General features: G+C 43.3%; 20 protein-coding genes and 1 other annotated feature. Of the genes, 8 read left to right on the top strand and 12 right to left on the bottom strand.

The genetic code is table 11. The annotated features are described in order from the left end of the window. The 6 genes from IJI01_RS05545 to ptb all read right to left on the bottom strand — a co-directional run. A partial coding sequence (locus IJI01_RS05545) for an AMP-binding protein (protein WP_292187058.1) occupies nucleotides 1-489 on the bottom strand: 489 nt, incomplete at its 3' end. Then, nucleotides 486-1,355 (bottom strand): acyltransferase domain-containing protein, encoded by an 870-nt coding sequence (locus tag IJI01_RS05540; RefSeq protein WP_292187055.1) that lies wholly within the window; start codon nucleotides 1,353-1,355, stop codon nucleotides 486-488. The genes IJI01_RS05545 and IJI01_RS05540, both read right to left, overlap by 4 nt. Nucleotides 1,356-1,385: 30 nt before the next feature. Then, on the bottom strand, nucleotides 1,386-2,075 hold the full coding sequence (locus IJI01_RS05535; protein ID WP_292187053.1) for a thioesterase II family protein: 690 nt from the start codon (nucleotides 2,073-2,075) through the stop codon (nucleotides 1,386-1,388). Then, nucleotides 2,053-3,627: an acetyl-CoA carboxylase carboxyltransferase subunit alpha/beta gene (locus IJI01_RS05530; protein ID WP_292187050.1), complete on the bottom strand. Its 1,575-nt coding sequence runs from the start codon at nucleotides 3,625-3,627 to the stop codon at nucleotides 2,053-2,055. Before IJI01_RS05530 ends, IJI01_RS05535 begins: the two co-directional genes overlap by 23 nt. Before the next feature lie 125 nt (nucleotides 3,628-3,752). Further along, a complete protein-coding gene (buk, locus tag IJI01_RS05525; protein WP_292187048.1) occupies nucleotides 3,753-4,817 on the bottom strand; it encodes a butyrate kinase in 1,065 nt (354 codons plus the stop codon). Nucleotides 4,818-4,839: 22 nt separating this feature from the next. Then, entirely contained in the window at nucleotides 4,840-5,757 is a 918-nt protein-coding gene (gene ptb, locus IJI01_RS05520; protein WP_292187045.1) for a phosphate butyryltransferase, read from the bottom strand. A 232-nt stretch (nucleotides 5,758-5,989) separates the two neighbouring features. Between ptb and IJI01_RS05515 the strand changes: the two genes are divergently transcribed. After that, nucleotides 5,990-6,433, top strand: a complete 444-nt coding sequence (locus IJI01_RS05515; RefSeq protein WP_292187042.1) for a hypothetical protein — start codon at nucleotides 5,990-5,992, stop codon at nucleotides 6,431-6,433. 2 nt (nucleotides 6,434-6,435) lie between these two features. On the opposite strand, the gene IJI01_RS05510 is transcribed toward IJI01_RS05515, so the two are convergent. Then, nucleotides 6,436-9,396, bottom strand: a complete 2,961-nt coding sequence (locus IJI01_RS05510; protein ID WP_292187039.1) for an EAL domain-containing protein — start codon at nucleotides 9,394-9,396, stop codon at nucleotides 6,436-6,438. Between the two features lie 170 nt (nucleotides 9,397-9,566). Between IJI01_RS05510 and IJI01_RS05505 the strand changes: the two genes are divergently transcribed. From IJI01_RS05505 to IJI01_RS05495, 3 genes are all read left to right on the top strand, one after another. Continuing rightward, on the top strand, nucleotides 9,567-10,073 hold the full coding sequence (locus IJI01_RS05505) for an acyl-CoA thioesterase (RefSeq protein ID WP_292187034.1): 507 nt from the start codon (nucleotides 9,567-9,569) through the stop codon (nucleotides 10,071-10,073). A 4-nt stretch (nucleotides 10,074-10,077) separates the two neighbouring features. Continuing rightward, nucleotides 10,078-11,097, top strand: a complete 1,020-nt coding sequence (locus tag IJI01_RS05500; RefSeq protein WP_292187031.1) for a glycosyltransferase family 2 protein — start codon at nucleotides 10,078-10,080, stop codon at nucleotides 11,095-11,097. A gap of 132 nt (nucleotides 11,098-11,229) precedes the next feature. Next, nucleotides 11,230-11,874, top strand: a complete 645-nt coding sequence (locus IJI01_RS05495) for a DUF4867 family protein (protein ID WP_292187028.1) — start codon at nucleotides 11,230-11,232, stop codon at nucleotides 11,872-11,874. Between the two features lie 66 nt (nucleotides 11,875-11,940). Here IJI01_RS05495 and IJI01_RS05490 read toward each other — a convergent pair whose 3' ends face one another. Together IJI01_RS05490 and IJI01_RS05485 are read right to left on the bottom strand one after the other, a co-directional pair. Beyond that, nucleotides 11,941-13,350: a carbon starvation CstA family protein gene (locus IJI01_RS05490; protein ID WP_292187025.1), complete on the bottom strand. Its 1,410-nt coding sequence runs from the start codon at nucleotides 13,348-13,350 to the stop codon at nucleotides 11,941-11,943. Between the two features lie 112 nt (nucleotides 13,351-13,462). Then, nucleotides 13,463-14,677, bottom strand: coding sequence for an LL-diaminopimelate aminotransferase (locus tag IJI01_RS05485; protein ID WP_292187022.1), 1,215 nt, complete (start codon nucleotides 14,675-14,677; stop codon nucleotides 13,463-13,465). Between the two features lie 209 nt (nucleotides 14,678-14,886). Beyond that, nucleotides 14,887-15,170 (top strand) — a binding site (T-box leader). A gap of 89 nt (nucleotides 15,171-15,259) precedes the next feature. Between IJI01_RS05485 and trpE the strand changes: the two genes are divergently transcribed. The 4 genes from trpE to IJI01_RS05465 all read left to right on the top strand — a co-directional run bounded on the left by trpE (nucleotide 15,260) and on the right by IJI01_RS05465 (nucleotide 19,355). Continuing rightward, nucleotides 15,260-16,738, top strand: coding sequence for an anthranilate synthase component I (gene trpE, locus IJI01_RS05480; protein WP_292187019.1), 1,479 nt, complete (start codon nucleotides 15,260-15,262; stop codon nucleotides 16,736-16,738). Nucleotides 16,739-16,741: 3 nt separating this feature from the next. Beyond that, on the top strand, nucleotides 16,742-17,347 hold the full coding sequence (locus IJI01_RS05475) for an anthranilate synthase component II (RefSeq protein ID WP_292187016.1): 606 nt from the start codon (nucleotides 16,742-16,744) through the stop codon (nucleotides 17,345-17,347). A gap of 103 nt (nucleotides 17,348-17,450) precedes the next feature. Continuing rightward, nucleotides 17,451-18,785, top strand: a complete 1,335-nt coding sequence (gene glnA, locus IJI01_RS05470; protein ID WP_292187013.1) for a type I glutamate--ammonia ligase — start codon at nucleotides 17,451-17,453, stop codon at nucleotides 18,783-18,785. 21 nt (nucleotides 18,786-18,806) lie between these two features. Beyond that, nucleotides 18,807-19,355: an ANTAR domain-containing response regulator gene (locus IJI01_RS05465; RefSeq protein ID WP_292187011.1), complete on the top strand. Its 549-nt coding sequence runs from the start codon at nucleotides 18,807-18,809 to the stop codon at nucleotides 19,353-19,355. A gap of 56 nt (nucleotides 19,356-19,411) precedes the next feature. On the opposite strand, the gene IJI01_RS05460 is transcribed toward IJI01_RS05465, so the two are convergent. Genes IJI01_RS05460 through IJI01_RS05450 form a run of 3 tightly spaced genes read right to left on the bottom strand, consistent with a single transcriptional unit; the run spans nucleotide 19,412 to nucleotide 24,246 of the window. Next, a complete protein-coding gene (locus IJI01_RS05460; RefSeq protein ID WP_292187009.1) occupies nucleotides 19,412-20,863 on the bottom strand; it encodes a response regulator transcription factor in 1,452 nt (483 codons plus the stop codon). Continuing rightward, on the bottom strand, nucleotides 20,841-22,673 hold the full coding sequence (locus IJI01_RS05455; RefSeq protein WP_292187006.1) for a sensor histidine kinase: 1,833 nt from the start codon (nucleotides 22,671-22,673) through the stop codon (nucleotides 20,841-20,843). The genes IJI01_RS05460 and IJI01_RS05455 overlap by 23 nt, the downstream gene beginning before the upstream one ends. Next, nucleotides 22,636-24,246 (bottom strand): extracellular solute-binding protein, encoded by a 1,611-nt coding sequence (locus tag IJI01_RS05450; RefSeq protein WP_292187004.1) that lies wholly within the window; start codon nucleotides 24,244-24,246, stop codon nucleotides 22,636-22,638. The genes IJI01_RS05455 and IJI01_RS05450 overlap by 38 nt, the downstream gene beginning before the upstream one ends. Nucleotides 24,247-24,269 lie beyond the last annotated feature (23 nt).

Here is a 24,269-nt window from a genome sequence, read left to right as displayed (position 1 = left end):
TGAGCCTGATGAAAACTGAAGTACAGCAGTATCATCTTCAGAAATGGCAATGTTTTCAAAAGCTTCATAATCAGGAGTTTTATCTGCAAGGCTTGCATATTCGGAAGGGATTATGATCTTCTCTTTCATTGCCTTAGAGAGTGCTTCTCCAAGCATCATATCTGAATAAATGTACTTAATATCAAACTGTTTACAAAGAGATGTAATCGCAGGACTATGCTGCTTAATGTCAGCACCAATAGGATAAAGAGCTGGTATAGCGCCTATAAGGATTGCTCCCCAAAATCCCATGAAAGTATAGATCGGCTCAACTGCCTGTATCAGAATAAGGTCACCTTTTTGAACTCCTTCATCTGCGTATCTACTTGCTACCACAGATGCATGACACAAGAGTTCTCTATAGCTCATGTTTATGTCATTTTCCACAAGTCGCAGGTTATATTGCTTATCTTCTTTTGCTCTATTTATCAGTAACTCTCTTACCGTCATCTCTGTCTCCCTTTCAATGCTCTTGCAAATTTAATATCATCTATCATGTCGATCATGGAATGTCCGCCGTCCACCTGGACAAAGTCGTAGCAGTCCATATCGATCAGTTTCTCTATGCTCTCTATCCAGCGAACAGGTTTTACTATTTGTTTTCCCAGGATAGCAGGTACATTTTCCTGATAAAGCTCCGGAGAAACTGAAGACATTACCAAAGTATCGTTTTCTTTACCAAAAGAGAACTTATCCAGCTCTTTTCTAAAGCTGTCACAGGAATCCTGCATATACCTTGAATGAAAAGCCCCGCTTACCTTTAGCCTCACAACTTTAAGACCAGTAGCTGCTATCTTCTCTTCTGCCTCTGCAATCGCCTTTTGGGGTCCTGAAATCACAACCTGAAAAGGTGAATTGTAATTTGCAATATCAATTTCTTCTGATATATTCTCAGAAATTGCAGTCATTATCCTGTCATAGTTTCTGCCAATAACAGCAGTCATCACGCCGCCATCTGCACCAGACATTATCTGGCCTCTTTTCCTGACAAGGTCTATTCCTTTTTCAAAATCTATATACCCGCCGGCTGTCAGAGCCCCCAGCTCTCCAAGGCTGTGGCCAATGACAAAATCAGGTGTTTTCCCTTTTCTGGCTATCATTTCCTGATAATACAGGAATGATGTTATATACCCGATTGGCTGAGCAAACTCTGTCTTTTTAACCTCATCCGTCTCTTTTTCTATCTTGTCAATAACTGAATAGCCCAGTATGTCTTCTGCAAGCTTTTCAATCCTTTCATTTCTTTTAAGGAGCTCAATTTCTGCCCTTCCAAATTTCTTTCCCTGACCGGGAAAAACATACGTCTTTTTACCCATAGCCTATGTCTCCTATTTTCCTGTATAAGGTTATATATGGTCACAAATCCTGTTTATGGTTGTTATAACATTCGCATTACTGGTCATAAATAAATGCGGTCCCTCAAATAAATACTCCCTGTATCCTTTAGGTGCCAAAAGCCCCCAGTCATAGTCCACTTTTCCAAGAAGTCTGTCATCTCTACCCATAAAAAAAGATAATGGACACTTAAGAGTTGTCCCAAATACAGCGCCTTCCCTGAAAAAAATATCCAGATCTTTTTCAAGCATATCCTTGAGATATATGCTATAAGCGTTATTTAAGCCAAGTTGCTCAGGGTCAGCACTCTTTTGCATAATGTCTTCTTTACTCAGCATTCCAGAAGTCTTAGATGGGTCTACTGCCGCATATATTACGTGACTTGGCAGTTTACAACTGCCTGATAACAGCTTTCTGTAGGCATTATCACACAGATAGGCTCCCATGCTCACGCCGCACATAATATAACTATCATAGTCTGACGTTTTATCTTTAATGAATTCAACAAGCTCCCGCAGAATATCCTGGTAGCTTTCTGCAAAGCTTTCTCCTGCCCTTGTCCCATGTCCTGGAAGTTCATAGAAAAAGACATCTCTCTTACCGGAAAGTCCTTTTATGAGCCTTGTATAGGCAAGCTTATCTCCTCCTGCATGAGGAACCAGGACAAGTGCTGTCTTCTTAGAACCTCCTGAATCTCTCATATCTTCTCTCCACAATTTCTTCTATAGATTTATTACTGTATTTATCAAAAAAGTTTTCAAGCTCTTTGGATAACTGCTTGCAGATTTTGGGAAGATTATCTGCCGTAACCGGCTCTGGCTCTGGAATTATCCTGTCTATAACTTCATTATCGTATAGCTGCGAAGCACACATTTTCATAGCATCTGCAGCTTCACTCTTTTTCTCAATATCTTTCCAGACAATGCTGGCATACCCTTCAGGTGTTATGACTGAATAAACAGAGTGCTCTAACATCCAAACTTCATTGGCAACAGAAAAAGCCAGTGCTCCACCGCTTCCTGCTTCTCCAACAACTATAGAAAGGGTAAGGGTCTTAAGCTCAGATGCTACTGCAAGCATTCTGGCTATCGTATCTGCCTGTCCCATTTCTTCTGCTTCCTTGCCGCACGCAGCACCCATAGTATCCACAAAAAACACCAGCGGAATCCTAAACTTCTCTGCAAGCCTCATAAGTCTCATGGCCTTGTGATGCCCTGCCGGAGATACCATTCCCCAGTTTCTGTATATAGCCTCTTTGATATCTTTTTTGCCCTTCTGTTGACCTATTGCCATTACAGGCCGCCCGTTAAAAAAACCAATTCCGCCTACTACTGCAGTGTCATCGCCGGAGATCCTGTCACCATGAAGGAGTGTGAAATCATCAAACAATATATTTATGTATTCAAGCGTAGTAGGTCTTGTAATCTTCCTAGCTAGCCTGACATTCTTCCATGCCTCTTTTGCATCATCTGCCTTAGTACGAGTTATAGCCTTCTGAGGATTCTCTTGGATGGCTTCTTTAATGGTATCTTCATTAGAATTATTGAGTGCACCGCCCACTGGTTCTCCGGATTTCTTTCCCCTAGTACTGTCAAAGGCTGTCAGGAGCCTTGCTATGTACTCTTTCATATCTTTATCAGAAACTACTTCATCAACAAGTCCCTGTTCTTTCTGAAAATGAGCTGTCTGAAAGCCCTCTGGAAGCTTTTCTCCTGTTGTCTGCTCTATAACCCTCTGACCGGCAAAGCCTATCATTGCGTTTTCTTCAGCAATTACAATATCTGCAAGGGTAGCAAAACTGGCTGTAACACCTCCAAAAGTCGGATTCGTCAGAACCGATATGTACAAAAGTCCCTCTTTTCCATGCCTTGCACAAGCCTGAGACGTCTTCTGCATCTGCAAAAGAGATATGATCCCTTCCTGAACTCTTGCTCCTCCCGAAGCACAAAACAAAATAACACTTAACCTTTCTTTCGTAGCATGCTCAAAAAGCCGTGTTATCTTTTCCCCGACATAATAGCCCATACTTGCGCGCAAAAAGCGGGCATCCATAATGCCTATCGCAACATTATGCCCGCATATGTCTGCTCTTCCTGTAAGAACAGCTTCCTTTAATCCATATCTCGCCCGGTGGCGCTCAATCTTGGCCTGATATGCCTCATCAACATATACCCTGCCGCTATCGATATCATCTTCATAAGGAACAAAAGTCCCTTTATCAATAATTAAATCAAGTCTCTCAAATGTGTTCATATACGAATTGCTCCATGATTAGCATCATTTAGACTTTTGGCCCCTTTATCATGTTATTATACAACAAAAAGCCCCTGATCATACTGAAATCAAGGGCTTTGAGCTAATAATTATTCTATTTGAAATTAGTACTGCTGAGCCTTCTCTTCGCCGTTAAGAACACGGATAGCACCCTGTGCAAGAGCGAGAAGCTCATCTTCTCCAGGATATACAGTAACTGGGCAGATCCAGTCAACACGCTCCTTGATAGCGTCTGTAATAACCTGACCATAAGCGATACCACCAGTAAGGATGATCTGATCAACCTTACCCTTGAGAACTGTAGCGCAAGCGCCGATGTTCTTGCAGATCTGGTATACAAAAGCGTCACGAACAAGGATTGCCTTCTCGTTGCCTTCCTCGCACATCTTGTTAACTTCTCTCATGTCGTTAGTTCCAAGGTATGCATTAAGTCCGCCGTAACCAACGATCTTCTTTTTCATCTCGTCGTATGTATACTTACCTGAGAAGCACATATCTACAAGAGCCTTAGCTGGAATACCGTTTGCTCTCTCTGGTGAGAATGCACCGTCACCATTAAGTGCTGCGTATACGTCAACCATCTTGCCGTTCTTGTGAACGCCTGTTGATGTACCACCGCCCATGTGAACAACGATCACGCTGATCTCGTCATACTTTTTGCCAATTTCCTTAGCATATCTGCGGGCAACAGCCTTCTGATTAAGAGGATGGTCAATTGATACTCTCTCGATCTCAGGAACACCTGAAATACGAGCAACTGGCTCCATCTCGTCAACTACTACAGGGTCAACGATGTATGAAGGAACACCGATCTCATCACCGATCTCTCTTGCAAGGATACCACCGAGGTTAGATGCATGCTGTCCCTGAACGCCCTTTCTAAGGTCCTCAAGAAGTGCATCTGTACACTCATATGTACCACCTGGAATAGGACGAAGAAGTCCGCCTCTTCCTACGATTACGTTAAAAGACTTAATGTCGATACTCTCTTTTTTGAGGAAATCAAGAATAATATTCTTACGGAAATCCTTCTGATCAATGATTGATGCATAGGACTCAATCTCTTCTGTGCTGTGACGAAGAGTTTCCTCTTTAACAAGAGTCTCGTCTTCGAAAATACCAACCTTAGTAGATGTAGAACCTGGATTAATTATTAAGCTCTTTATCATGACTAATCTCCTTATTAACCAATCAATTCTCGTTGTTAGCTGCTACAACTGCTGCGAGAGCAATACTGTTAACCTTAACCTCAACTGAATCTGATCTTGATGTGAGGATAACTGGAGCCTTTGTTCCTGTGAGGATGTTACCATTCTTAACAGTTGCAAGTCTTACGATAGTCTTGTATGTAAGGTTTCCAGCGTGGATGTCAGGGAACAGAAGGATATCTGCATCACCAACAATCTTACGATCAAGAGCACCAGCCTTGTGCTTGGCAGCCTCAGGATCAATAGCAAGGTCCATAGAAAGAGGTCCATCAACGATACAATTCTTGATCTCGCCCTCTTCGTTCATACGTGTGAGCTCTGCTGCCTCAACAGTAACAGGCATCTTAGGGTTAACTACCTCAACAGCTGCAAGTGGAGCAACCTTAGGGCAATCAACGCCGCAAGCTCTTGCTACGTCTACTGTATATTCAATAATAACCTTCTTGTCTTCAAGTGTTGGATATGGCATGAAAGCAACGTCTGTAAGGAATAAGAGACGATCAATGCCAGGAATCTCGAATACGCAAACATGAGAAAGTGGACGGCCTGTACGAAGTCCAACCTCTTTATCAAGAACGCTCTTAAGGAAATCTTTGGACTCAAGGGCTCCCTTCATATAGATATCAGCCTTGCCATCATGTACAAGTGAAACTGCCATGCGTGCTGCCTCAACTGTATCCTTAACATCAATGATCTCGAAATCAGCAAGGTTCATCCCAACCTCTTTAGCCTTCTCCTCGATCTGCTCCTTATCGCCTACGAGAATAGAATCAACGATTCCTCTCTCCTTAGCAATCTTAACTGCCTCAAGTACGTGTGTATCCTGAGCTACAGCTACAGACATTTTCTTGGTACTAGCTGTCTTAAGCTTAGCCAGAATATCATCAAAGTTCTTACTCATGTTCAAAAACCTCCATTTATGATATTCATTTTCTGAATAATTCGCCGTATGACAAAATTTTAACACTCTAGTTTATTTATTTCAATGCCTTTATAGTACTTTAGCTAAATTAATTATATGCTATAATACATCTAGATATCTTCTTGATTGTCGTCAATCTTTGGGGAAGGATTGGCGTAATGGCAAGCATTAGTAATCATAGTCGCTTATAAAAGGTTTGGGGGGAAACATCATGAAAAAAGGTAAAGATCTCGCGCAGGCTCTCGTCTGTGTCATCAGCATCGAAGCAACAAAGACCACAATTGCCATCTGTAATCACAAAGGAGAAGTGGTATCTGATTCTCAGGATATTCCCTGTTCCAGAGAGTTCAAGACACAGAGTAAATTAAAGCCACAGCTCTTTTTACACGACATCAGTCAGGAAACACTGGGACTTTTCCAGAGGCTTCCAGACAAGTGCAGGAGCAATCTGATCAGCATATGCGTAAGTGTCCCTGGCAAAGTTGACACGAATAATGGCATTGCAGCTGGCGATAATGAAATATGGGATAATGATGTTCCGGTAAAAGAAATAATGACAGAGGAAATGCTCATCAATGTTCCGATTATAGTAATAAATAGCACAGCAGCCCTTGCAAAAGCCGCTGTGCATTTATCATCTGAATTATTTAAATAAATTCACTGAAAATACTTTTCTGCGAATTCGGCTGCAGACAGAGGAGGCGAGAAATAATATCCCTGTATAAGCTCGCATCCGTGTGCTTTTAAGAACTGCAGCTGAGTTTCATTTTCTACTCCTTCAGCAACAACCATAAGCTTCAGACTCTTGGCGATATCCAGAATCAGCTCCACCATTCGGATATTCTTTTTGTCGACTTCATTTCCTGAAATATCTTTGATAAAGCTTCTATCCAGCTTAAGAACATCAATTGGCATATGGGACAGCATATTAAGAGATGAGTAGCCGGTTCCAAAATCATCCATCTCAATATGATAGCCTTTATCCATGAAGACCTTGATCACGCCAATAACAAGATCTTCGTTCTCAGTATATGCTGACTCTGTAACCTCCAAATGAAGGTCCTCTCTATCGATTCCATTATCCTTAACCAACCTTTCAATAGTGTCAACTATATCAGGATCGAAGATATCAATTCTTGACAGGTTGACAGAAACAGGCAGGTTTACGCCATATTTCTTTTTCCAGTCGGCTATCTGCCTGGCCGTTTCTGCCCAGACATACTTATCAACTATTCCAATGTGTCCACTCTTTTCGAAAACAGAAATGAACTCTCCTGGTGGCACCATTCCAAGCTCCGGGTGCTCCCAGCGGACAAGAGCCTCTGCGCTATACAGCTGTGGAGGGTCAGCCTGAATATTAAACTTAGGCTGGTAATAAACAATAAACTCATGGTTATCTACTGCTCGCTTAATATCACTGATAAGTCGGTTCTCAATGATCTCTCTTTCTCTCATCTCCTCACTGAACACAACAACTCTGTTATGAAGTCCACCGCGAACCATACCACAAGCCGTACGAGCTCTGTCAAAGAGCTGAACAGGTTCAATATCCTTCTGCCAAGGCATGACACCCATGCGAAGTCTGATATTAACATCTGGTGCACACTTATCAAGTCTTTCCTGGAATCTGTCGAACAGCTTCTGATAATTACCGTCAGTCTGGGAGTATATGTCGAATCTGTCCGCAGTTGATCTGCAGGCAATTCCTTTGTTCTCTTTTACAAAAAGAGCTATCTCATCACCAAGGGCCTTCAAGACAACATCTCCGAAATTCCAGCCGTATAGAGCATTTATTACATGAAACTGCTCGATATTCATAACAATTGCATCCAGCCTCATTTCCTGCTTTTCTGCATAAAGCTTGTTGGCATATTCAAAGAAGAAGTTTCTGGTATACAGCCCTGTAAGCGGATCGTGCTCTGTTGCAGCAATAAGTCTTTGCTGGTCAAGTGCTTTCCTGTCTGATCTCATCTTGAGGACAGTAAGGAATAGTATAATCGAAGAGATTATCGCCAGCATTGCTATGGCTGATGGAAGGTTATCCTGAATATAGTCAGTAAAAGAAACCTTCTCGTCACTTCCTGAATACTTGGAAAGGAAAGCATCGGCAGATGCCTGAGGAACGTGATTAACAAGATCATTCATAATAGCGTATAGAAGCACGTTGTCTCTTCTTACAGCAAAAGAAAATCCTATATCCTCTCCTGTTGAGAGAATAGACAGGCCATACTTCTTACGAAGCTCTTCTGTCTTGTTGATTCTATTTCCATTTACCATTGCGCAATCAGCATTGCCCCTGTCAACTGCTGCATATACCTCATCCAGTGTTGGATATCGTATGATCATCCAGTCCGGGAAATAATCTTTTATAAAATTATCAAAGTTGACATTTCCAGCCAGAAGCGCAACGGTGTTGGTTCTTCTATCAAAAATACTATTACTGCCAGGCTTAACGACAGCATAAATAACAGTATTCATTATCGGATCAGTTACAAAAACACCTGCATGCTCGCTGTCATACGGGCTCATGCTAACTGGGAATACCACATCAACTTCCCCGTTATTAAGAGCAACGAGCGATTCTTCTGTAGTTGCATAAGGGATTGCCTCAAAGACAATATCGCCATTTTTCATGCTGCCAGAGACTTTTTCAAGGCACTCTTTAAGTGCCCCGGACAGCTCACCATTTTCATCAGTGCAGAAAGGCATGTAATTATCTCTATAGCCAACTCGAATTGTGCCCTTGTTTGCTACCCACTCAAGCTCCTCATCTGTCAGGAAAGAGTCGATATTAACAGACCATATATGCTTTTGATACATTCTCTGGTTATAGAAAGGATCCTCGTTCTGGATCTCAGTCATGGCGTGATTGATCTCTTTTACCAGATCGATTCTGTCCTTGTTAATTCCGAAAAAGAAATCCGAAGAGCCAATCTTGCAAACAGGAGAACAGATATCACTCTTACCGTAGGTATCCATGGTCACATAGGCATCCACATCGCCATGGTTAAGCCATCCGATACAAATATCCGGTGAACTTGCGACATTCTCCAATATCTCTATTTCGATTCCGTTATCTGCTGCCCATTCCTGGACAAGATTTTCCATGATGCTTCCTTTATCCACAAGGAATTTTTTGCCTTCAAAAGAGCTTATGTTGTCCAAAGACATATATGCATTGCCAGCTTTAACAAATATGTAGTAGGACTCTGTTCCCATTGGGAGCGATGAAAAATGCATCATGGTTGCTCTTTCAGGAGTATATGAAACATCACTTAAAAGATCTATCTCTCCTCTTTCAAGCTTTTGCAAAAGCTCTGGCCATGTTCCTTCCACATATTCGTAAGTCCAGCCCGTGTAGGTTGCGATCTTCTGCTGATATTCATAGGCCATTCCTGTTTTTCTGCCAAATCTGTCGGTGTAACAATAGGCTGATTCATACCAACCAACCTTTACCACCTTGTTTTCCCTGGCCTCAGCCATGGTTGTACCTTTATCCGGCACAAAAATCGCAAAGTTTAAAACGCACAAAATGGCAGTGCAAAGCAGAAGGACTAGTGCCCTTCTGGCCGTAGTTATCGATATTCTGTTACAAATACCATCTCTGACTTTCTTCATTTTTCGCCACTCGTGCACAAAAGTATACACTTTAACGTATAAATTATAACATGTGAACACCCACCAATTTATTAAGCAAAACTAAAAACAATGTTAAAAACCAAAGTTGCATGGAGCCTTGGATTTTTAGTAAAATAAGCATATATTATTCCCTTTTTGGAGGTATGGATATGGGTAAGGTTTTTCACGTAGATAAACAGATTGCCAACAAGAATGTTGAAGACTCCATCACAGAATGGACAAAAGTTGTCAAATATGGCGACATCAATGCTGAGGACAGACTTTTTGGCGGCACACTTATGAGTTGGATAGATGAGGTAGCTGGAACAGTTGCTGTTAGACATTCAGGAAACCCTATTGCCACAGCTGCTATTGATAACATGCAGTTCAAGCAGGGCGCAGTACTGGGTGATGTACTTGTTATGATCGGTAAGATCACTTATGTAGGCAAGACTTCCATGGAGGTCAGAGTCGACACTTATGTGGAGGATGTCAAGACTGGTATGAGACATGTGCTCAACAGAGCATATCTCACTGAGGTCTGCATTGATGACGATGGAACACCTTGTCTTGTTCCTTATGGTCTGAATGTTCGCACAGAGAACGAAAAGGCTGAATGGGAAGGCGCAATTAAGAGACGCGAGCTTCGCAAGCAGCGCAGAATGGAAGGTTTCTAATTTCATGAGCGCTAAGGTCAGCATAATAATACCTGTTTACAATACAGCCAAATATCTTGATGAGTGCATAAAATCTGTTCTGGAACAGACCATGTCTGACATTGAGATCATACTGGTAGATGATGGCTCTACTGATAATGTCAGTCCTAAGATGTGTGATTCTTATGCTGATAAGGATAGTCGTGTAAGAGTTATACACAAAGAAAACGGTGGTCTCATGTCCGCCTGGATCAGAGGAACTCATGAAGCTACTGCCCCATATGTCTGCTACGTTGACAGTGATGACTGGGTAGATACAGATATGGTAGAGAGGCTCTGTATCCATACCAGCACTTCTGCAAAAGAGATCATCTCCAGTAACTACATCGTAGAAAAAGCTGGTGAGAGGCGCAAAGAGACTCAGGGGCTTACTCCTGGAGAGTACACCGGCGCTGAGCTTGATAAGGTTCGCTTAAATCTTCTTGGCAACGAAGTTCGCCCTGTCACCATGTCAAGATGCATGAAGCTTATTTCAAGACAGCTGGTACTTGATAACATCAAATACTGCAACGAGAAGATCAGAATGAGCGAGGACGTTAACATCCTGCTGCCCTGCCTGTGCGACTGCGACAGACTCTTTATCGTAGAGGGTGGATACTTCTATCACTACAGAGCTGTTTCAACTTCCATAGTTCATGGGTATGACAAGAATCTTCTGAATAACCTTGATCTCACTGATAGGACCTACCGCGAGATTCTCCGGGATAAGGGCATTTCTAATGGCGAGGAACAGCTGGACAGAGAATATGTCATCATGCTCTTTATCATCCTCAAGAACGAGCTTAGATGCCCAGACAAGGATACAGTCCAAAGAGTTAAGCAGGTCTTTTACCGAAGTGATATCAGACAGAAGGTTATGGATACAGAGGTTGCAGTTAATTCCAAGGCAAACAGGCTCTTGTACTACTGCATGAAGCATCCGAATCCTCTTGTTATTAGTATTACCAAGGCCATATTAAATGCTTATGACAAGAAGACAAATTGATATGCTGAATTCGTGAGCAAAATCTGAATAAAACAAGTTGCCATATGATAGGAATAATCGGGGGATTAGAGTTAATATAGGCAATATGAATAGACAATAGGCTGCAACGACGCAGTTCGAAAGGAGAAGGGTATGAAAATATATAATGTTACAGATCCTGAATTCACCAACTATGGCAGGATCATCGAGGGATACGAGGAAGAAAAGAAGGCCATTGTTGAGGCACTTAAGGCAAGCACTCCAGTCCCAGAGGGAACAGATTATGTAGCTGAGGAGCCAGCACTTCAGTCTCTTGCAGCTGCTGCATCAATCTCTAACAGCCTCTTTGGCGGATCGGATATGCAGTTTGGATGGTGCAACGGACACAACACCAAGCTCAACTGCCTTGAGTATCACCGTTCATCAGAGATCAACCTTGGTTCAACAGACTTCATTCTGCTTCTTGCTAAGAGAGAAGAAATCGTTGATTACAAGCTTGATTCCAGCAAGGTTAAGGCTTTCCTTTGCCCAGCTGGCACAATGATCGAGGTTTATGCTACAGCACTTCACTATGCTCCATGTCAGGCTAGCAAGGACAGTGGCTTCCAGGTACTCGTAGGACTTCCTAAGGGAACAAACGTAGGTAAGCCTGAGTTCGAAGCTCGCAATCAGGAAGACAAGATGCTCACAGCTACAAATAAGTGGCTCCTTGCACACGCTGAAGCTAGCGAAGCTAAGGACGGCGCATGGGTAGGAATCACAGGCGAGAATATCGATATCGCAGCTGATCTTGCTTAATTCATAGCCATATTTATACAAGCGAATTCATCAAACAACACCTAAAAAGAAGTTGAGGCATTTACCTCAACTTCTTTTCTTATTCAGCATTATCTGATACATCACAAAACAAGCTACTGCAAATATATTTCCTATCCAATATGCGATGTGCATGTCTATTCCAAACCCCTCATCTGCTATCAGAATATATGTAATACTGACAGCTGACATAAAGGTTGCCGGTAAAGCTGTAAGCCAACTCTGGTATTTATTCTCTGCTTCTTCTATCAGGTAGGCTGTTGCCACCCACAGGCTTACCATTGCAAGTGTCTGATTGCTCCAGGAGAAATATCTCCACAGCACGTTAAAATCCAGCTGAGTAAGAAGCGCTCCTGCTGCCAGAAGCGGAATCGTTATAATAAGACGGTTTCTGATAGGTCTTTGTTCAAGCCCTGTTATCTCGCTAAGGATAAGTCTGGCGCTTCTAAAGGCCGTATCTCCGGAGGTTATAGGACATACGATAACTCCGACTATGGCAAGGATTCCACCTATCTTACCAAGCATTCCCGTCGAAATATCATATACAACTCCCGATTGTCCCATAGCTGTTATGGCATCATTCAGGGCACCAGTAGTACCATAAAATGCCACACCACCTGCTGCCCATATAAGAGCTATAACCGACTCCATCAGCATTGCCCCGTAAAAGACCTTACGTCCGTCCTTTTCTGTAGCAATACACTTGGAGATCATTGGTGACTGAGTTGCGTGAAATCCTGAAATTGCTCCGCAGGCGACGGTGATAAACATATAAGGCCATATAGGCAGTCCCTGTGGATGGAGGTTTTCAAAGCTTATCTCCGGAATGTGGTAGCCACCTATGATAATTCCACCCATGATTCCAACAGCCATTGTTATCAGTATTATTCCAAATACCGGATAGAGTTTGCCAATAATCTTATCTATCGGAAGCAGTGTTGCCAGAACATAGTAGCCAAGGATCACAATGATCCAAAAGCCAGCTCCAAGGCCCTCAGGTGTCAGCTTGGCAATAAGCGCCGCAGGACTTGTCACAAAAACAGTTCCTGTAAGGAGCAATAGTAAAACTGAGAACACTCTCATGCACCACTTCACTTTATTTCCAAGATATATTCCTGACAACTCTGCTATAGACTTGCCGTCATTTCTCTCAGAGATCATTCCAACCATAAAGTCGTGAACTGCTCCTCCGAGGATAGAACCAAATATGATCCATAAAAAGACAACCGGGCCAAAGCACGCTCCCATAAGAGCTCCGAAAATTGGTCCTGTTCCAGCTATATTAAGGAGCTGAATCAGAAACGCCTTTCCGGTCTTGATAGGCACGAAGTCAACTCCATCATTAAGCCTGTAGGCCGGAGTTCTCCTTGCGTCAGGCTCAAAAACCTTCTCGACAAGTTTACCGTAGGTGAAATAACCAATTACAAGAACCAGAAAGGAAATAATTAACGATATCACTCTTGTCACCTCATGAATTCTATAGACACGACAATACTGATTGCGCAGCGATAATTGTTATTGCGTTAATTATATTCTAGTATTCTATTTGCCAAATCACAACCGCTAAGGTTTACAGATTCTTGATTCTCTCGATAGCCTCGATCGTATTCTCTCTGCTACCGAAGGCTGTAAGTCTGAAGTAGTGCTCACCGTGAGGTCCAAAGCCTGAACCAGGAGTTCCAACAACATTTACCTTTTCAAGAAGCTGATCAAAGAATTCCCAGCTTGTAAGCTCGCCCGGTGTACGAAGCCAGATATATGGTGCATTTACGCCGCCATATACTTCATAGCCTGCACTCTTAAGACCGTCATAGATGTATCTTGCATTCTCAAGATAGTAAGCAACCTGCTCCTTGATCTGAGCTCGTCCTTCCTGTGAATAGCAGGCTTCTCCTGCCTTCTGGATGATGTATGGAGCTCCGTTATACTTGGTGCCATGTCTTCTGGCCCAAAGTGGCCAGAGCCTTTCTCCGCCTGCTGTAAGGTCTTTTGGAATAACTGTAAATCCAAGGCGAAGGCCAGTAAATCCTGCTGTCTTGGAAAAAGATCTGAACTCAATGGCACACTCTTTGGCTCCCTCACATTCATAGATACTGTGAGGAATTCCCTCCTCTGTAATGAAGGATTCATAAGCTGCATCATAGAGAATGATAGAGCCATTCTTACGTGCATAGTCAACCCACTCCTGAAGCCTGTCCTTGGTGATAACAGCGCCAGTTGGGTTATTAGGAAAGCACAGATAAATAAGGTCTGGTACTTCCTGTGGAAGGTCAGGAGCAAAGCCATTTTCTCTTGTACATGGCATGTAGATAACATCCTTGTAGCCTTCTGTTATATCGTCGTACTCGCCGGTTCTGCCAGCCATTACGTTAGAATCGACATATACAGGGTAAACAGGATCGCAAACAGCAATCTTATTATCTGCCCCGAAAATCTCCTGAATGTTACTACAATCGCCCTTAGCGCCGTCTGAAACAAAAATCTCATCTGGAGAAATGTCACAGCCACGAGCCTTGAAGTCATTCTCAGCAATAGCATTTCTCAGAAACTCATAGCCAAGGTCTGGAGCGTAGCCCTTAAAGGTGCTCTCCTGCCCCATCTCATCAACTGCGCTATGAAGGGCTGAAATGATAGCTGGAGCGATAGGTCTTGTAACATCACCTATGCCAAGTCTGATTATCTTTTTATCCGGGTTCTCACTCTGGAAATTTCTAACCTTTTCACCGATTCTGGAAAAAAGATAACTTCCCTGAAGTCTTAGGTAGTTCTTGTTAATAGTTGCCATTTGATGGTACTCCTTCCCGCAAAAATGCATAAAGGCGCCTTAGAGTATTATCTCTAAGACGCCCTTGTCTCAAAACTAATATAAATATATCAAATACAAATCGATTTTATTCTTCGGTTTCCATTGTGTCAAGGAAACCTTTTCTTATATCATAAAATTGTTGACAATCTATTGGTGCATATTGTAAATTTATTTTAATTAAATACCGCTTTAAACCGATGAAGGAGAGGAGTACCTTTTCACAGAGCCTCACAGAGAGCTGCGTAGCTGGGATGCAGTAGGTCAGTGACCAGGGAATGGACTCCTGAGGGCGCACGGAAATGTTTTTTAAACAGATTATGTAGCGACGTACGGCACACGTTAGTTGCCAGGGATATGATGCAATACAACGAGCAGATACCTGTTGTGACCTGTATCCTATTAAGAGCATGAGTAAGACTCATGAATTCAAGGTGGCACCGCGGAATATACTAATGATATTTTCGTCCTTGATGGAAACTATAGTTTCTATCAAGGGCGTTTTGTTTGTGTATCGGAAGTATCCTACCGCTCCCTTGGTAGAACAACAAGGAGGCGCAAGACATGAACTTTTATCCAGATCTAAGCACTATCAAAGAGTACGCAGCTAGTGGCGACTATGACATTGCCCCAGTTAGCTGCGAGCTTCTCTCAGACTTCACAACACCTATCGAGGTGATGCGTAAGCTCAAAAATGTATCCACCCACACCTACTGCCTGGAATCTGCTCAGGCCAATGAGAAATGGGGACGCTACACCTTCCTTGGCTTTGATCCCAAGCTGGAAATCACCTGCATTAACGGACATATGAAGATAGGCGATAAGTCTTTTGAGACCAAGGATCCATCTGCCCATATCAGAGAGATCATGGCTTCTCACAGAAGTCCCAAGATTCACACTCTTCCAACCTTCACAGGCGGCCTTGTAGGTTACTTTGCCTACGACTATCTGACCTACAAAGAGCCTACAGCCAAGGTGGAAGTTAATGACACAGAGGAGTTCAAGGACGTTGATCTCATGCTCTTTGACAAGGTCATTGCCTTTGATAACGTAAGGCAGAAGATCATCCTCATTGCCAATGTTGATCTCATTTTCTCAGACATTGAGGAGAACTATAAAAAAACAATTGCTGAACTTGAGCGAATCAAAGACCTTATCATAAACGGCGAAAAGAAGGTTGAGCCAAAGGGCAAGCTCCTTAGCCCTATCACTCCTCTTTTTGATAAAGAAAAGTATTCAGACATGGTTGTTCGCGGCAAGAAGCATATCTTTGAGGGAGACATTTTCCAGATCGTTCTCTCAAACTATCTCACAGCAGATTACGAGGGAAGCCTTTTTGAGACCTACAGAAGACTTCGCACAATAAACCCTTCTCCTTACATGTTCTATTTCTCAGGAACAGACGTGGAGATTGCAGGCGCTTCACCAGAGACTCTGGTTAAGCTTGAGGACGGCGTACTTCACACCTTCCCTCTTGCTGGAACACGTAAGCGCGGCGCTACAGAGGCCGAGGACGAAGCTTTGGAAAAAGAACTTTTGGCAGATGAAAAAGAGCTTGCTGAGCACAACATGCTGGTTGACCTTGGAAGAAACGACCTTGGTAAGATCAGTGAGTTTGGCACTGTAGAAGTTGAAAAGCTCCATACTATTGAACGATACTCACACGTTATGCACATCGGCTCAACTGTACGCGGAATTATCAGGAAAGATAAGGATGCCCTTGATGCCATTGAAGCAGTGCTTCCAGCTGGAACTCTTTCAGGCGCTCCCAAGATTCGTGCCTGCCAGCTTATAGGAGAGCTCGAAGGCAACAAGCGAGGCGTTTACGGCGGTGCTATAGGTTACATCGATTTCTCCGGCAACATGGATGCCTGCATAGCAATAAGACTTCTTTATAAGAAGAACGGCAAAGTATTTGTAAGAAGTGGTGCCGGAATCGTAGCTGATTCTGATCCAGCCAAGGAATACGAGGAGACCATCAACAAGGCCAAGGCAGCACTTACAGCCCTTGAGAGCACAATTGCAGAAGAGGAGGAAATGTAAGTCATGATTCTTCTAATCGATAATTACGACAGCTTTTCATATAACCTTTATCAGATGGTTGGCGCTATTTTACAGGATTCTGCGAAGGAATCAGGAATAGCACCAGAGGAGTTCAAAGTCATCCGTAATGACGAACTGACTGTAGATGAGATCAGAACTCTTTCGCCAGATAAGATCATCATCTCTCCTGGCCCGGGAAGGCCTGAGGATGCAGGTGTCATCATAGATGTAGTAAGGGAGCTCGGAAAAGATATTCCTGTCCTTGGCGTATACCTTGGCCATCAGGCGATCTGCGCAGCCATGGGAGGTGTTATTACCTATGCCAAAGAGCTGATGCATGGCAAGCAGTCCCACGTCAAATTAGAAGCTTCCTGTCCTTTATTTAAAGGTCTTGGCTCTGAAGGAGACGTAGCAAGATACCACTCTCTTGCTCTTGATCCTGACACTCTTCCAGATTGCCTTAAGGTAACAGCAACCACAGCTGACGGAGAGATAATGGCTGTTCAGCATAAGGAATATCCTATTTACGGGCTTCAGTTCCACCCAGAGTCAATCCTTACTCCAGAAGGCAGAACCATGCTCAAAAACTACATTGACATAGCTTCTTAAAACCACTAATATTAGTCTAATGGGCAATGGCGCCAAGACAGAGACAATGAACTTGTCCACTGTTTTGTGCGCCATTTTTTCTTACGTATTCTAGGAGGAAATCATGAGCAAGTACACAAGAGAAGATATTTTCCGAATTGTAGAGGAGGAAGATGTTGCATTCATCAGACTTCAGTTCTGTGATCTTTTCGGCGTTCCCAAGAACATCGCAATTCCATCAAGCCAGCTCGAAAAGGCTCTAAACAACGAGTGTATGTTTGATGGCATCTCAATCGATGGCTTTACAAGAGACGACGAGAGCGACATGTACCTTTACCCTGACCTGGACAGCTTCGAGATATATCCTTGGAGACCACAGTCAGGTAAGGTTGCCAGAATGTTCTGCAACGTTTACACCTCAGACAACAAGCCTTTTTCTGGAGATCCCAGATCTATTCTGGAAAAGGTGATCAAAAAAGCCGGTGACATGGGCATTACCTTCAAGGTAAATCCACGTCTCGAGTTCTTTTTATTCGACTATGATGACAACGGAAATCCAACTGCAACCACCAAGGAAAGAGCTGGATATTTCGATGTAGCGCCTCTTGATCAGGGCGAGAATGTCAGACGAGAGATCATTTTAAATCTTGAGGAAATGGGCTTTAACATTTCTTCATCACACCACGAGATCGCACCAGCTCAGCATGAGATTCAGTTCGAGGAAGAAGATGCACTCAGAGCTGCTGACATGATCATGACCTTCCGTATGGCAGTTAAAACAATCGCCAAGAAGCACGGACTCTATGCAACCTTTATGCCCAAGCCTGTTGAAGGCATCAGTGGTTCAGGTATGCATATAAGCTTCCTTGCAGAGGATGCAGAGGGCGCCAATATATTCGCAACCAATGACGGCAATCTTTCAGAAGCTGCTGGCAGCTTCATTGCCGGTGTTCTCTCCCACGCCAAGGGAATGACACTTATCACTAACCCAATCGTTAATTCCTACAAGAGACTGGTTCCTGGCTACGATGCTCCAGTTAACATCTCCTGGTCCAAGTCTTCAAATGGCAGAAGTGCTCTTATCAGAATTCCATCAAGAAAAGGTTCTGCTACAAGAGTTGAGGTTCGTAACCCTGATGCTACCTGCAATCCATATCTTGCTATTGCATACATTCTGGCTGCAGGTATTGAGGGCATTGAGAAAAAAATGACACCTCCAGAGGAACTGTCTGAGAATATCAGAAGCATCTCTTTTGACCAGACAAACTCTGGAACTGTAGATGTTCTTCCTATGACTCTTGGAGAAGCTATAAACGCATTTAAGGCTGACGACTTTGGCAAGGAAGTACTGAGCGAATCTGTTTATCACAAGATTCTGGAAGCCAAGAAGGCTGAGTGGAAGGAATTCCGCACCTGCATTACCAAGTGGGAACTTGATAAATATCTCAACAATTTCTAAAAAAGGTTTGAGGTTAGATTTGTGAACATTATCGTTGCTTTTGCCAAGGCAGAGGATGCCCATAAATTCAAAAGCATATTGCTCCGTGGTGGATTTGACAACATTACCGCTGTCACTTCCGGCATGCAGGCCCTGTCCGCCATGGAGGATCTCGGAAGCGGAGTCATCGTATGTGGCTACCGCTTAAGTGACATGCTCTATTCTGACCTTGTAGAGGATCTGCCCGGATACTTTCAGATGCTCATGATTGCCTCTCCGGACAAAGCACCTGCAGGCAACGATAATTCACGTCTTATCTACCTTCCAACACCTATTACCAAGGATGATCTCTACTCCACCATCAGCATGATGATGGAGGGTGTTTCCCGTGCCCGTAAGAAAGCAAAACAGCACCGCCTCAATAGAAGCGATGCTGATAAACAGATCATTAATAAAGCTAAGGACTTACTGATGGACAAACACCATATGACTGAGCCTGAGGCTCACAAATATCTCCAGAAGTGTTCCATGGAATCCGGCTGCAACATGGTAGAAGCAGCCGAGATGGTTCTGTCCCTTGGTAATATGTGATAGTCTATATTCTGGCGATTGCAGTTTTGTATCTGATTGTTACGCAATACTCAGTATCAGATTGCTGTATTTCTGCGGTATTCACTGGGAGATACTCCAACGGATTCCTTGAAATTTTTCATGAAATGCTTGTCATTATCGTATCCAACCCTTTGTCCAATCTCATTAACTCTCATGGTTGTTTCTCTTAGAAGCCTCTTGGCCTCTTCAATCCTAAGTCCCCTTACGTAAGATACAAAGTTGATACCTGTATAGTTCTTGAAGGCGGTTGAGAACAGAGAATAGTTCATTGAAACATAGTTAGAAACCACAGCCATGTTTATATCTGTGTTAAAGTTCTCCCGGATGTAGTTAACGGCCTTGAACATTTTCTTATCTGCCTGGCCCTCTCCAGCCCTGTCAAGGAGCCTTCCATTTTCCTCAAAAACAGTATCAAAAAGCATTTCTTTGTACTCGGATAAAGAGCTGTAAATAAATGGATTTCCCAGCTTATCCTGAAGAGATTTCTTATATACACTCTCATATTCCTGAACAAAAAGAGCCATGGCCTTGGCAAAGTCCTCAGGACTTATCTGCCTTCTGGCTGCTGCCGTAAAAAAGGAATTCCATTCTTTTTCTATGGTTTCTGCCCTGTCTGTGCCGGTGAGCTGTACTCTGGCACTGACTGCTACCTTGTCACATAGCTTTTTGCCATTTTCAAGAAGTGCTTCCGGAACCTTGGTATCCTCATCTGACAAGACCAGTTCCTCTCTAAAGAAAGCTCTCTGCCTTCTATTTTTGGCCTGAAGATAAGCCTTTTTAAGATCGCCGATATCAGTGTAGCTGTCACTTATTCCAGCGCTTGATATATATTCATCGACCTCAGATAGACGTGATCTTATCTCTGCCACTTTGTCTTTTCCAATGATAAAAACTTCATTTTCGTCTATCTCAGCTATGGAATTAATAGTAACCAGTTCTTTCTGGACATCGTCTTCCTTACTAGTAACAAGAACAAGATACTCCTCTCCCACATCAGCCTTTATCCTTTTGCCGATGATATCAAGGTCTTCATGCTCCTCATTTCCATCAGTTAAGATGTACTTAAGGAACTGCTTGCCGAGCTTTTCAGTTTTCTCTGCTGTAACGTTTTTCTGGCTGATCTCTTTTTCCAGCTTCTCCATTACTTCGCGGAGCTTATCTCTCTCAACAGGCTTAAGAATATACTCCCTTACGCCCTGTCTCATCATCTCTACAGCGTAGGAGAAATCATCATAGCCACTTACAGCTATGGTAATAGGCATGTTCTCAAGGCTCTGCATTTCTTTGACCAGCTCTATGCCGTTCATCTTGGGCATTCTGATGTCAGTGAACATAACATCTATAGCCCGCTCTCTTAGCACCTCCATGGCCTTAAGACCATTGGCACACTCTATAACTTCACCTACAGGAACTCCGCATCTTTTTATCATGGCGGAAATGCCCTGTCTTATTAACTTTTCATCCTCAACTACCAGTACTGTCTGCATGCGTCAAACCTCTTTTCATAGGGATTCTCACGTAAACCTTGGTGTAGCACCCTTCCATAGTTGCTACATCAATTCCGCACTTATCACCATATTCCATGCGGATTCTGTCCTGTACATTTTTAAGTCCGATTCCATTGCTGGAGCCGCCTTCTGTCTTGATCTCTCCGGATATCTTTTTCCGAAGCGTCTCAAGCTCCTCTGCGTTCATGCCTCGGCCATTATCAGTTATCTCAATTGTGCAATAGTCGCCCTCAGGTATTCCCTTGACGTAAATCGTGGTGTCATCAGCAAGCTCTTCTATGCCGTGAATAATGGCATTTTCGATAATGGGCTGCAGCGACATCTTGGGGATTCTTTGCTGCATGATCTCATCCGGCACATTCAGAGAAAGATATATCTCGTAGTCAAATCTAAGATTTATAAGAGCCATGTAGTTCTTGATGTACTCTATTTCCTCAGATACCATTACCGTATCAGAAGTCCATTTCATGCTGTATCTAAGGAGCTTACCAAGGCTCGTAATAGCGTCCGAGATATCATAGTCCTCTTTTATCTCCGCCATCATTTTGATGGACTCAAGGACGTTGTAAATGAAGTGGGCATTTATCTGATTCTGAAGGGCTCTGATCTGTGAATCTTTGACCAGCACTTCTCTGCTGATATTTTCCTTCATGAGCTCCTGAATGTTATCAAGCATCCTGTTGACCTGATGGGCGAGCTCACCCATTTCATCGTCTCTGCCACTCTCAATAGTCCTCACATCAAGATCGCCACTTCTGACCTTTCTGATGGTTGATAAAACCTCATAGAACTTTTTGAGTACGTGGTTAACTACAACGTCAATTACAAAGGCCATTCCTGCGAGGATTATCAGCATGCCAATGATGTAATTGGTCCTAAGCTTATAGACTTCACTAAGGCTCTCTGAAATATCATCAACGGAAACCAGTGTTCCCAGAAGCTCTGGGATATACATTCCGGAAATAACGCTTTTCTTTTCCCTCTTATAACTGGTGATGATCCTGGAAGCATCTGCTATGTCCTGGGATGACTTAAGGGTGTCTGCAAGCTCTGTGGCTATCTGTGCTATGCTGTCATCTTCATTACTTCCGTAGATTATCCTGCCATCATCTGTTACAAAGCAGCTGCTCTCTCCCTTTATGTCCTCATACATTGACGGGAACATGGTCCGCATAGTCATGTTGGCTTCGATAACGCCAATCCGTCCGTGCTGTCTGTCAGTCACAGGAGTAATGAGTCCAATCATCGGTGAGTCCTCATAGCCAGCAAAAAGATTGTCCTGATAGTCAAAGAACCATCCCCCTGTACTTGCCATTCCTGCCCACTTCTGCCTGTTCATACGGTTGTGGTTAAACAGTACTGGCATCATCTCCTGAACGTTGTCATTTATGGCATAGTAGCGAACTCCATGAAGAACCGGGTTGTTGTTGATAAGCCTTTCAAGAGCCGCTACATCATTTCTGTAGATATCAATGAGCTGCCTTGTGCTGTACTGCCCGCCCTGGGCCGCACATATGAGCACGTTGTTCATAGTGTCATTAGTCAGAAAGAACTGGGTTGTCATATTGATGGAATCAATATTGTTGGAGATAGAGTCCCTTCGTCTTTCCATAGTTGACTGCATGAAGCTTACGTTCTCTCTTATGGAAGACTGCTCCATATTGTAAAAGACAATTCCCCCAAGGATAGCTATTGGCAGCATTACAAAGATGAGCACAACGCCTGTAAGTCTGGTATTTAGTTTTAAGCCTTTACTTAATGCCAAGCTTTTCTTTTGCGCTTTCGACATACTTGTATCTCTTTTCCTGCAATTGCTTAAAGCCCATGGCGTTTCTGTCCGCTATGAACTTATCCAATATCTCATCAAATTCTTCTTCGCTTCTGGATAACAGGAGGTTCTGAAGTGTCTCGCTCCAGAGCTTCTCTATCCTCGCGTTAGTGTAGGCATCCTCAGTGTCTGCCGGCAAGATTATGTCATAGACTCCGGTGTAGGTGGCGTAGGGGTAAGTCCACTTCTCAAGCTGATCTGTAGGCCCTGTTGTTTCCTGTTTCCATTTGAGCTGCATTACATTATCCTGGAACATCCAATAGGCATCATCTGCGCCGTACAATGCGTCATATTGTCCTCTGTCTGTATCAAGAAGGTGCTGGACTTCAGGCTTCACCACTTCTTTTCCATCAACCACATCGTAGGTGACTCCCTCAATGCCAAGATAAACCGTCTTCTGGCCTTCCTCTGATAGCATATAGTCAATGAACTCTATAGCCCTGTCAGGGTGCTTACAGTTCTTACTCACCATGGTTATGGTCCATCCACTTACTGTGTTGGTGGGAAGGACATGGTCATCCCTGTTTCTGTTCTTGGGACCGTCAACAGCTATATAGATGCTGTCTGGATCCTTGGAATAGAGTGCCTTCTGCTGAGCTGACATATCTGTGTACTGATAGAGCATACAAAAATACCTGCCTTCCGCGATCTTCTCCTCCATCTGTACTCTCTGATCTATGAAAAGATCCGTTGATAGATATCCCTGCTCTCCAAGTCTTCTGAACATCTTGAGCCATTCGATGTACTCAGGATCAGTATCCCTGTCATATAGTTCCCCATCCTTTTCATAAGGAACGGCCAGGAAATTTTGTAGATATAGGTCAAAAGAGACATTACCGGTATCATCAAAGATGTGGGCGCCCACAGGTATAAGGGGCTTACCATCTATTTCAGGAAACATCTCGCTGGCTTTTTTAACTGCTGTTTCAAAACCCTCTATGGTAGTCATATCGGGACTTCCTATGGCCTCATATATGTCTTTTCTCACAAGGAAGGTCTGATTGGAGCCGATGTTGTCGTTACTGGTTACATCATCAGGTGTTACGGAAGAACAAGGATATCCGTAAACATTTCCATCTGCCTGGGTGTACCAGGAAATGGCCTGTGGATCAGTAACCTCGTAAAAGTAAGGATCGTACTCATCAGCAAGCTCGTTCAAAGCATAGACCATATCCCCCTGAATCATCTCGTTGACCTGAGGCTCCCACCAGCCAAGGGTGATGAGGTCAGGAAGTGAACCAGATGCTATAAGGGAATTGAGCTTTTCTTCCTCATTTCCAAGAGGTGAAATGAAATTGATGTTAACTCCGGTTTTATCTGTAATTTCTTTTGATACAGCATTATCTCCCCACTTGGTGTTAAACCAGGAAAAATTAATGTACCAGTCAAGAGTTACATCGTCCCCTTTGGAAACTACGCTATTATTTTCAGTTTTCTCAGAACCTTTGTCAGTATCAGTCGCTCCTGCACAGCCCGCTAACGCAAATGCAGCTGCAGCAAGGATTACAAGGCTCTTTTCGAGAAGTCTTTTCATCTATAATTCCTCAGATTGTGTAC

Origin of the sequence: Butyrivibrio sp. (assembly GCF_017433805.1) — a bacterium.
In the GTDB taxonomy this organism is placed as follows: Bacteria; Bacillota; Clostridia; order Lachnospirales; family Lachnospiraceae; genus Butyrivibrio.
Note: the sequence above shows the minus strand (reverse complement) of the source record. Positions and strands in the feature narration are given on the sequence as shown.

What these genes read in the sequence shown, in the direction of transcription:
- IJI01_RS05485 (WP_292187022.1), bottom strand. Translation starts at nt 14,677, where the DNA reads ATGGCAACTATTAACAAGAACTACCTAAGACTTCAGGGAAGTTATCTT.
- IJI01_RS05515 (WP_292187042.1), top strand. Translation starts at nt 5,990, where the DNA reads ATGAAAAAAGGTAAAGATCTCGCGCAGGCTCTCGTCTGTGTCATCAGC.
- glnA (WP_292187013.1), top strand. Translation starts at nt 17,451, where the DNA reads ATGAGCAAGTACACAAGAGAAGATATTTTCCGAATTGTAGAGGAGGAA.
- trpE (WP_292187019.1), top strand. Translation starts at nt 15,260, where the DNA reads ATGAACTTTTATCCAGATCTAAGCACTATCAAAGAGTACGCAGCTAGT.
- IJI01_RS05455 (WP_292187006.1), bottom strand. Translation starts at nt 22,673, where the DNA reads ATGTCGAAAGCGCAAAAGAAAAGCTTGGCATTAAGTAAAGGCTTAAAA.
- IJI01_RS05510 (WP_292187039.1), bottom strand. Translation starts at nt 9,396, where the DNA reads ATGAAGAAAGTCAGAGATGGTATTTGTAACAGAATATCGATAACTACG.
- ptb (WP_292187045.1), bottom strand. Translation starts at nt 5,757, where the DNA reads ATGAGTAAGAACTTTGATGATATTCTGGCTAAGCTTAAGACAGCTAGT.
- IJI01_RS05530 (WP_292187050.1), bottom strand. Translation starts at nt 3,627, where the DNA reads ATGAACACATTTGAGAGACTTGATTTAATTATTGATAAAGGGACTTTT.
- IJI01_RS05540 (WP_292187055.1), bottom strand. Translation starts at nt 1,355, where the DNA reads ATGGGTAAAAAGACGTATGTTTTTCCCGGTCAGGGAAAGAAATTTGGA.
- IJI01_RS05475 (WP_292187016.1), top strand. Translation starts at nt 16,742, where the DNA reads ATGATTCTTCTAATCGATAATTACGACAGCTTTTCATATAACCTTTAT.
- IJI01_RS05535 (WP_292187053.1), bottom strand. Translation starts at nt 2,075, where the DNA reads ATGAGAGATTCAGGAGGTTCTAAGAAGACAGCACTTGTCCTGGTTCCT.
- IJI01_RS05500 (WP_292187031.1), top strand. Translation starts at nt 10,078, where the DNA reads ATGAGCGCTAAGGTCAGCATAATAATACCTGTTTACAATACAGCCAAA.
- IJI01_RS05505 (WP_292187034.1), top strand. Translation starts at nt 9,567, where the DNA reads ATGGGTAAGGTTTTTCACGTAGATAAACAGATTGCCAACAAGAATGTT.
- buk (WP_292187048.1), bottom strand. Translation starts at nt 4,817, where the DNA reads ATGATAAAGAGCTTAATAATTAATCCAGGTTCTACATCTACTAAGGTT.
- IJI01_RS05460 (WP_292187009.1), bottom strand. Translation starts at nt 20,863, where the DNA reads ATGCAGACAGTACTGGTAGTTGAGGATGAAAAGTTAATAAGACAGGGC.
- IJI01_RS05450 (WP_292187004.1), bottom strand. Translation starts at nt 24,246, where the DNA reads ATGAAAAGACTTCTCGAAAAGAGCCTTGTAATCCTTGCTGCAGCTGCA.
- IJI01_RS05495 (WP_292187028.1), top strand. Translation starts at nt 11,230, where the DNA reads ATGAAAATATATAATGTTACAGATCCTGAATTCACCAACTATGGCAGG.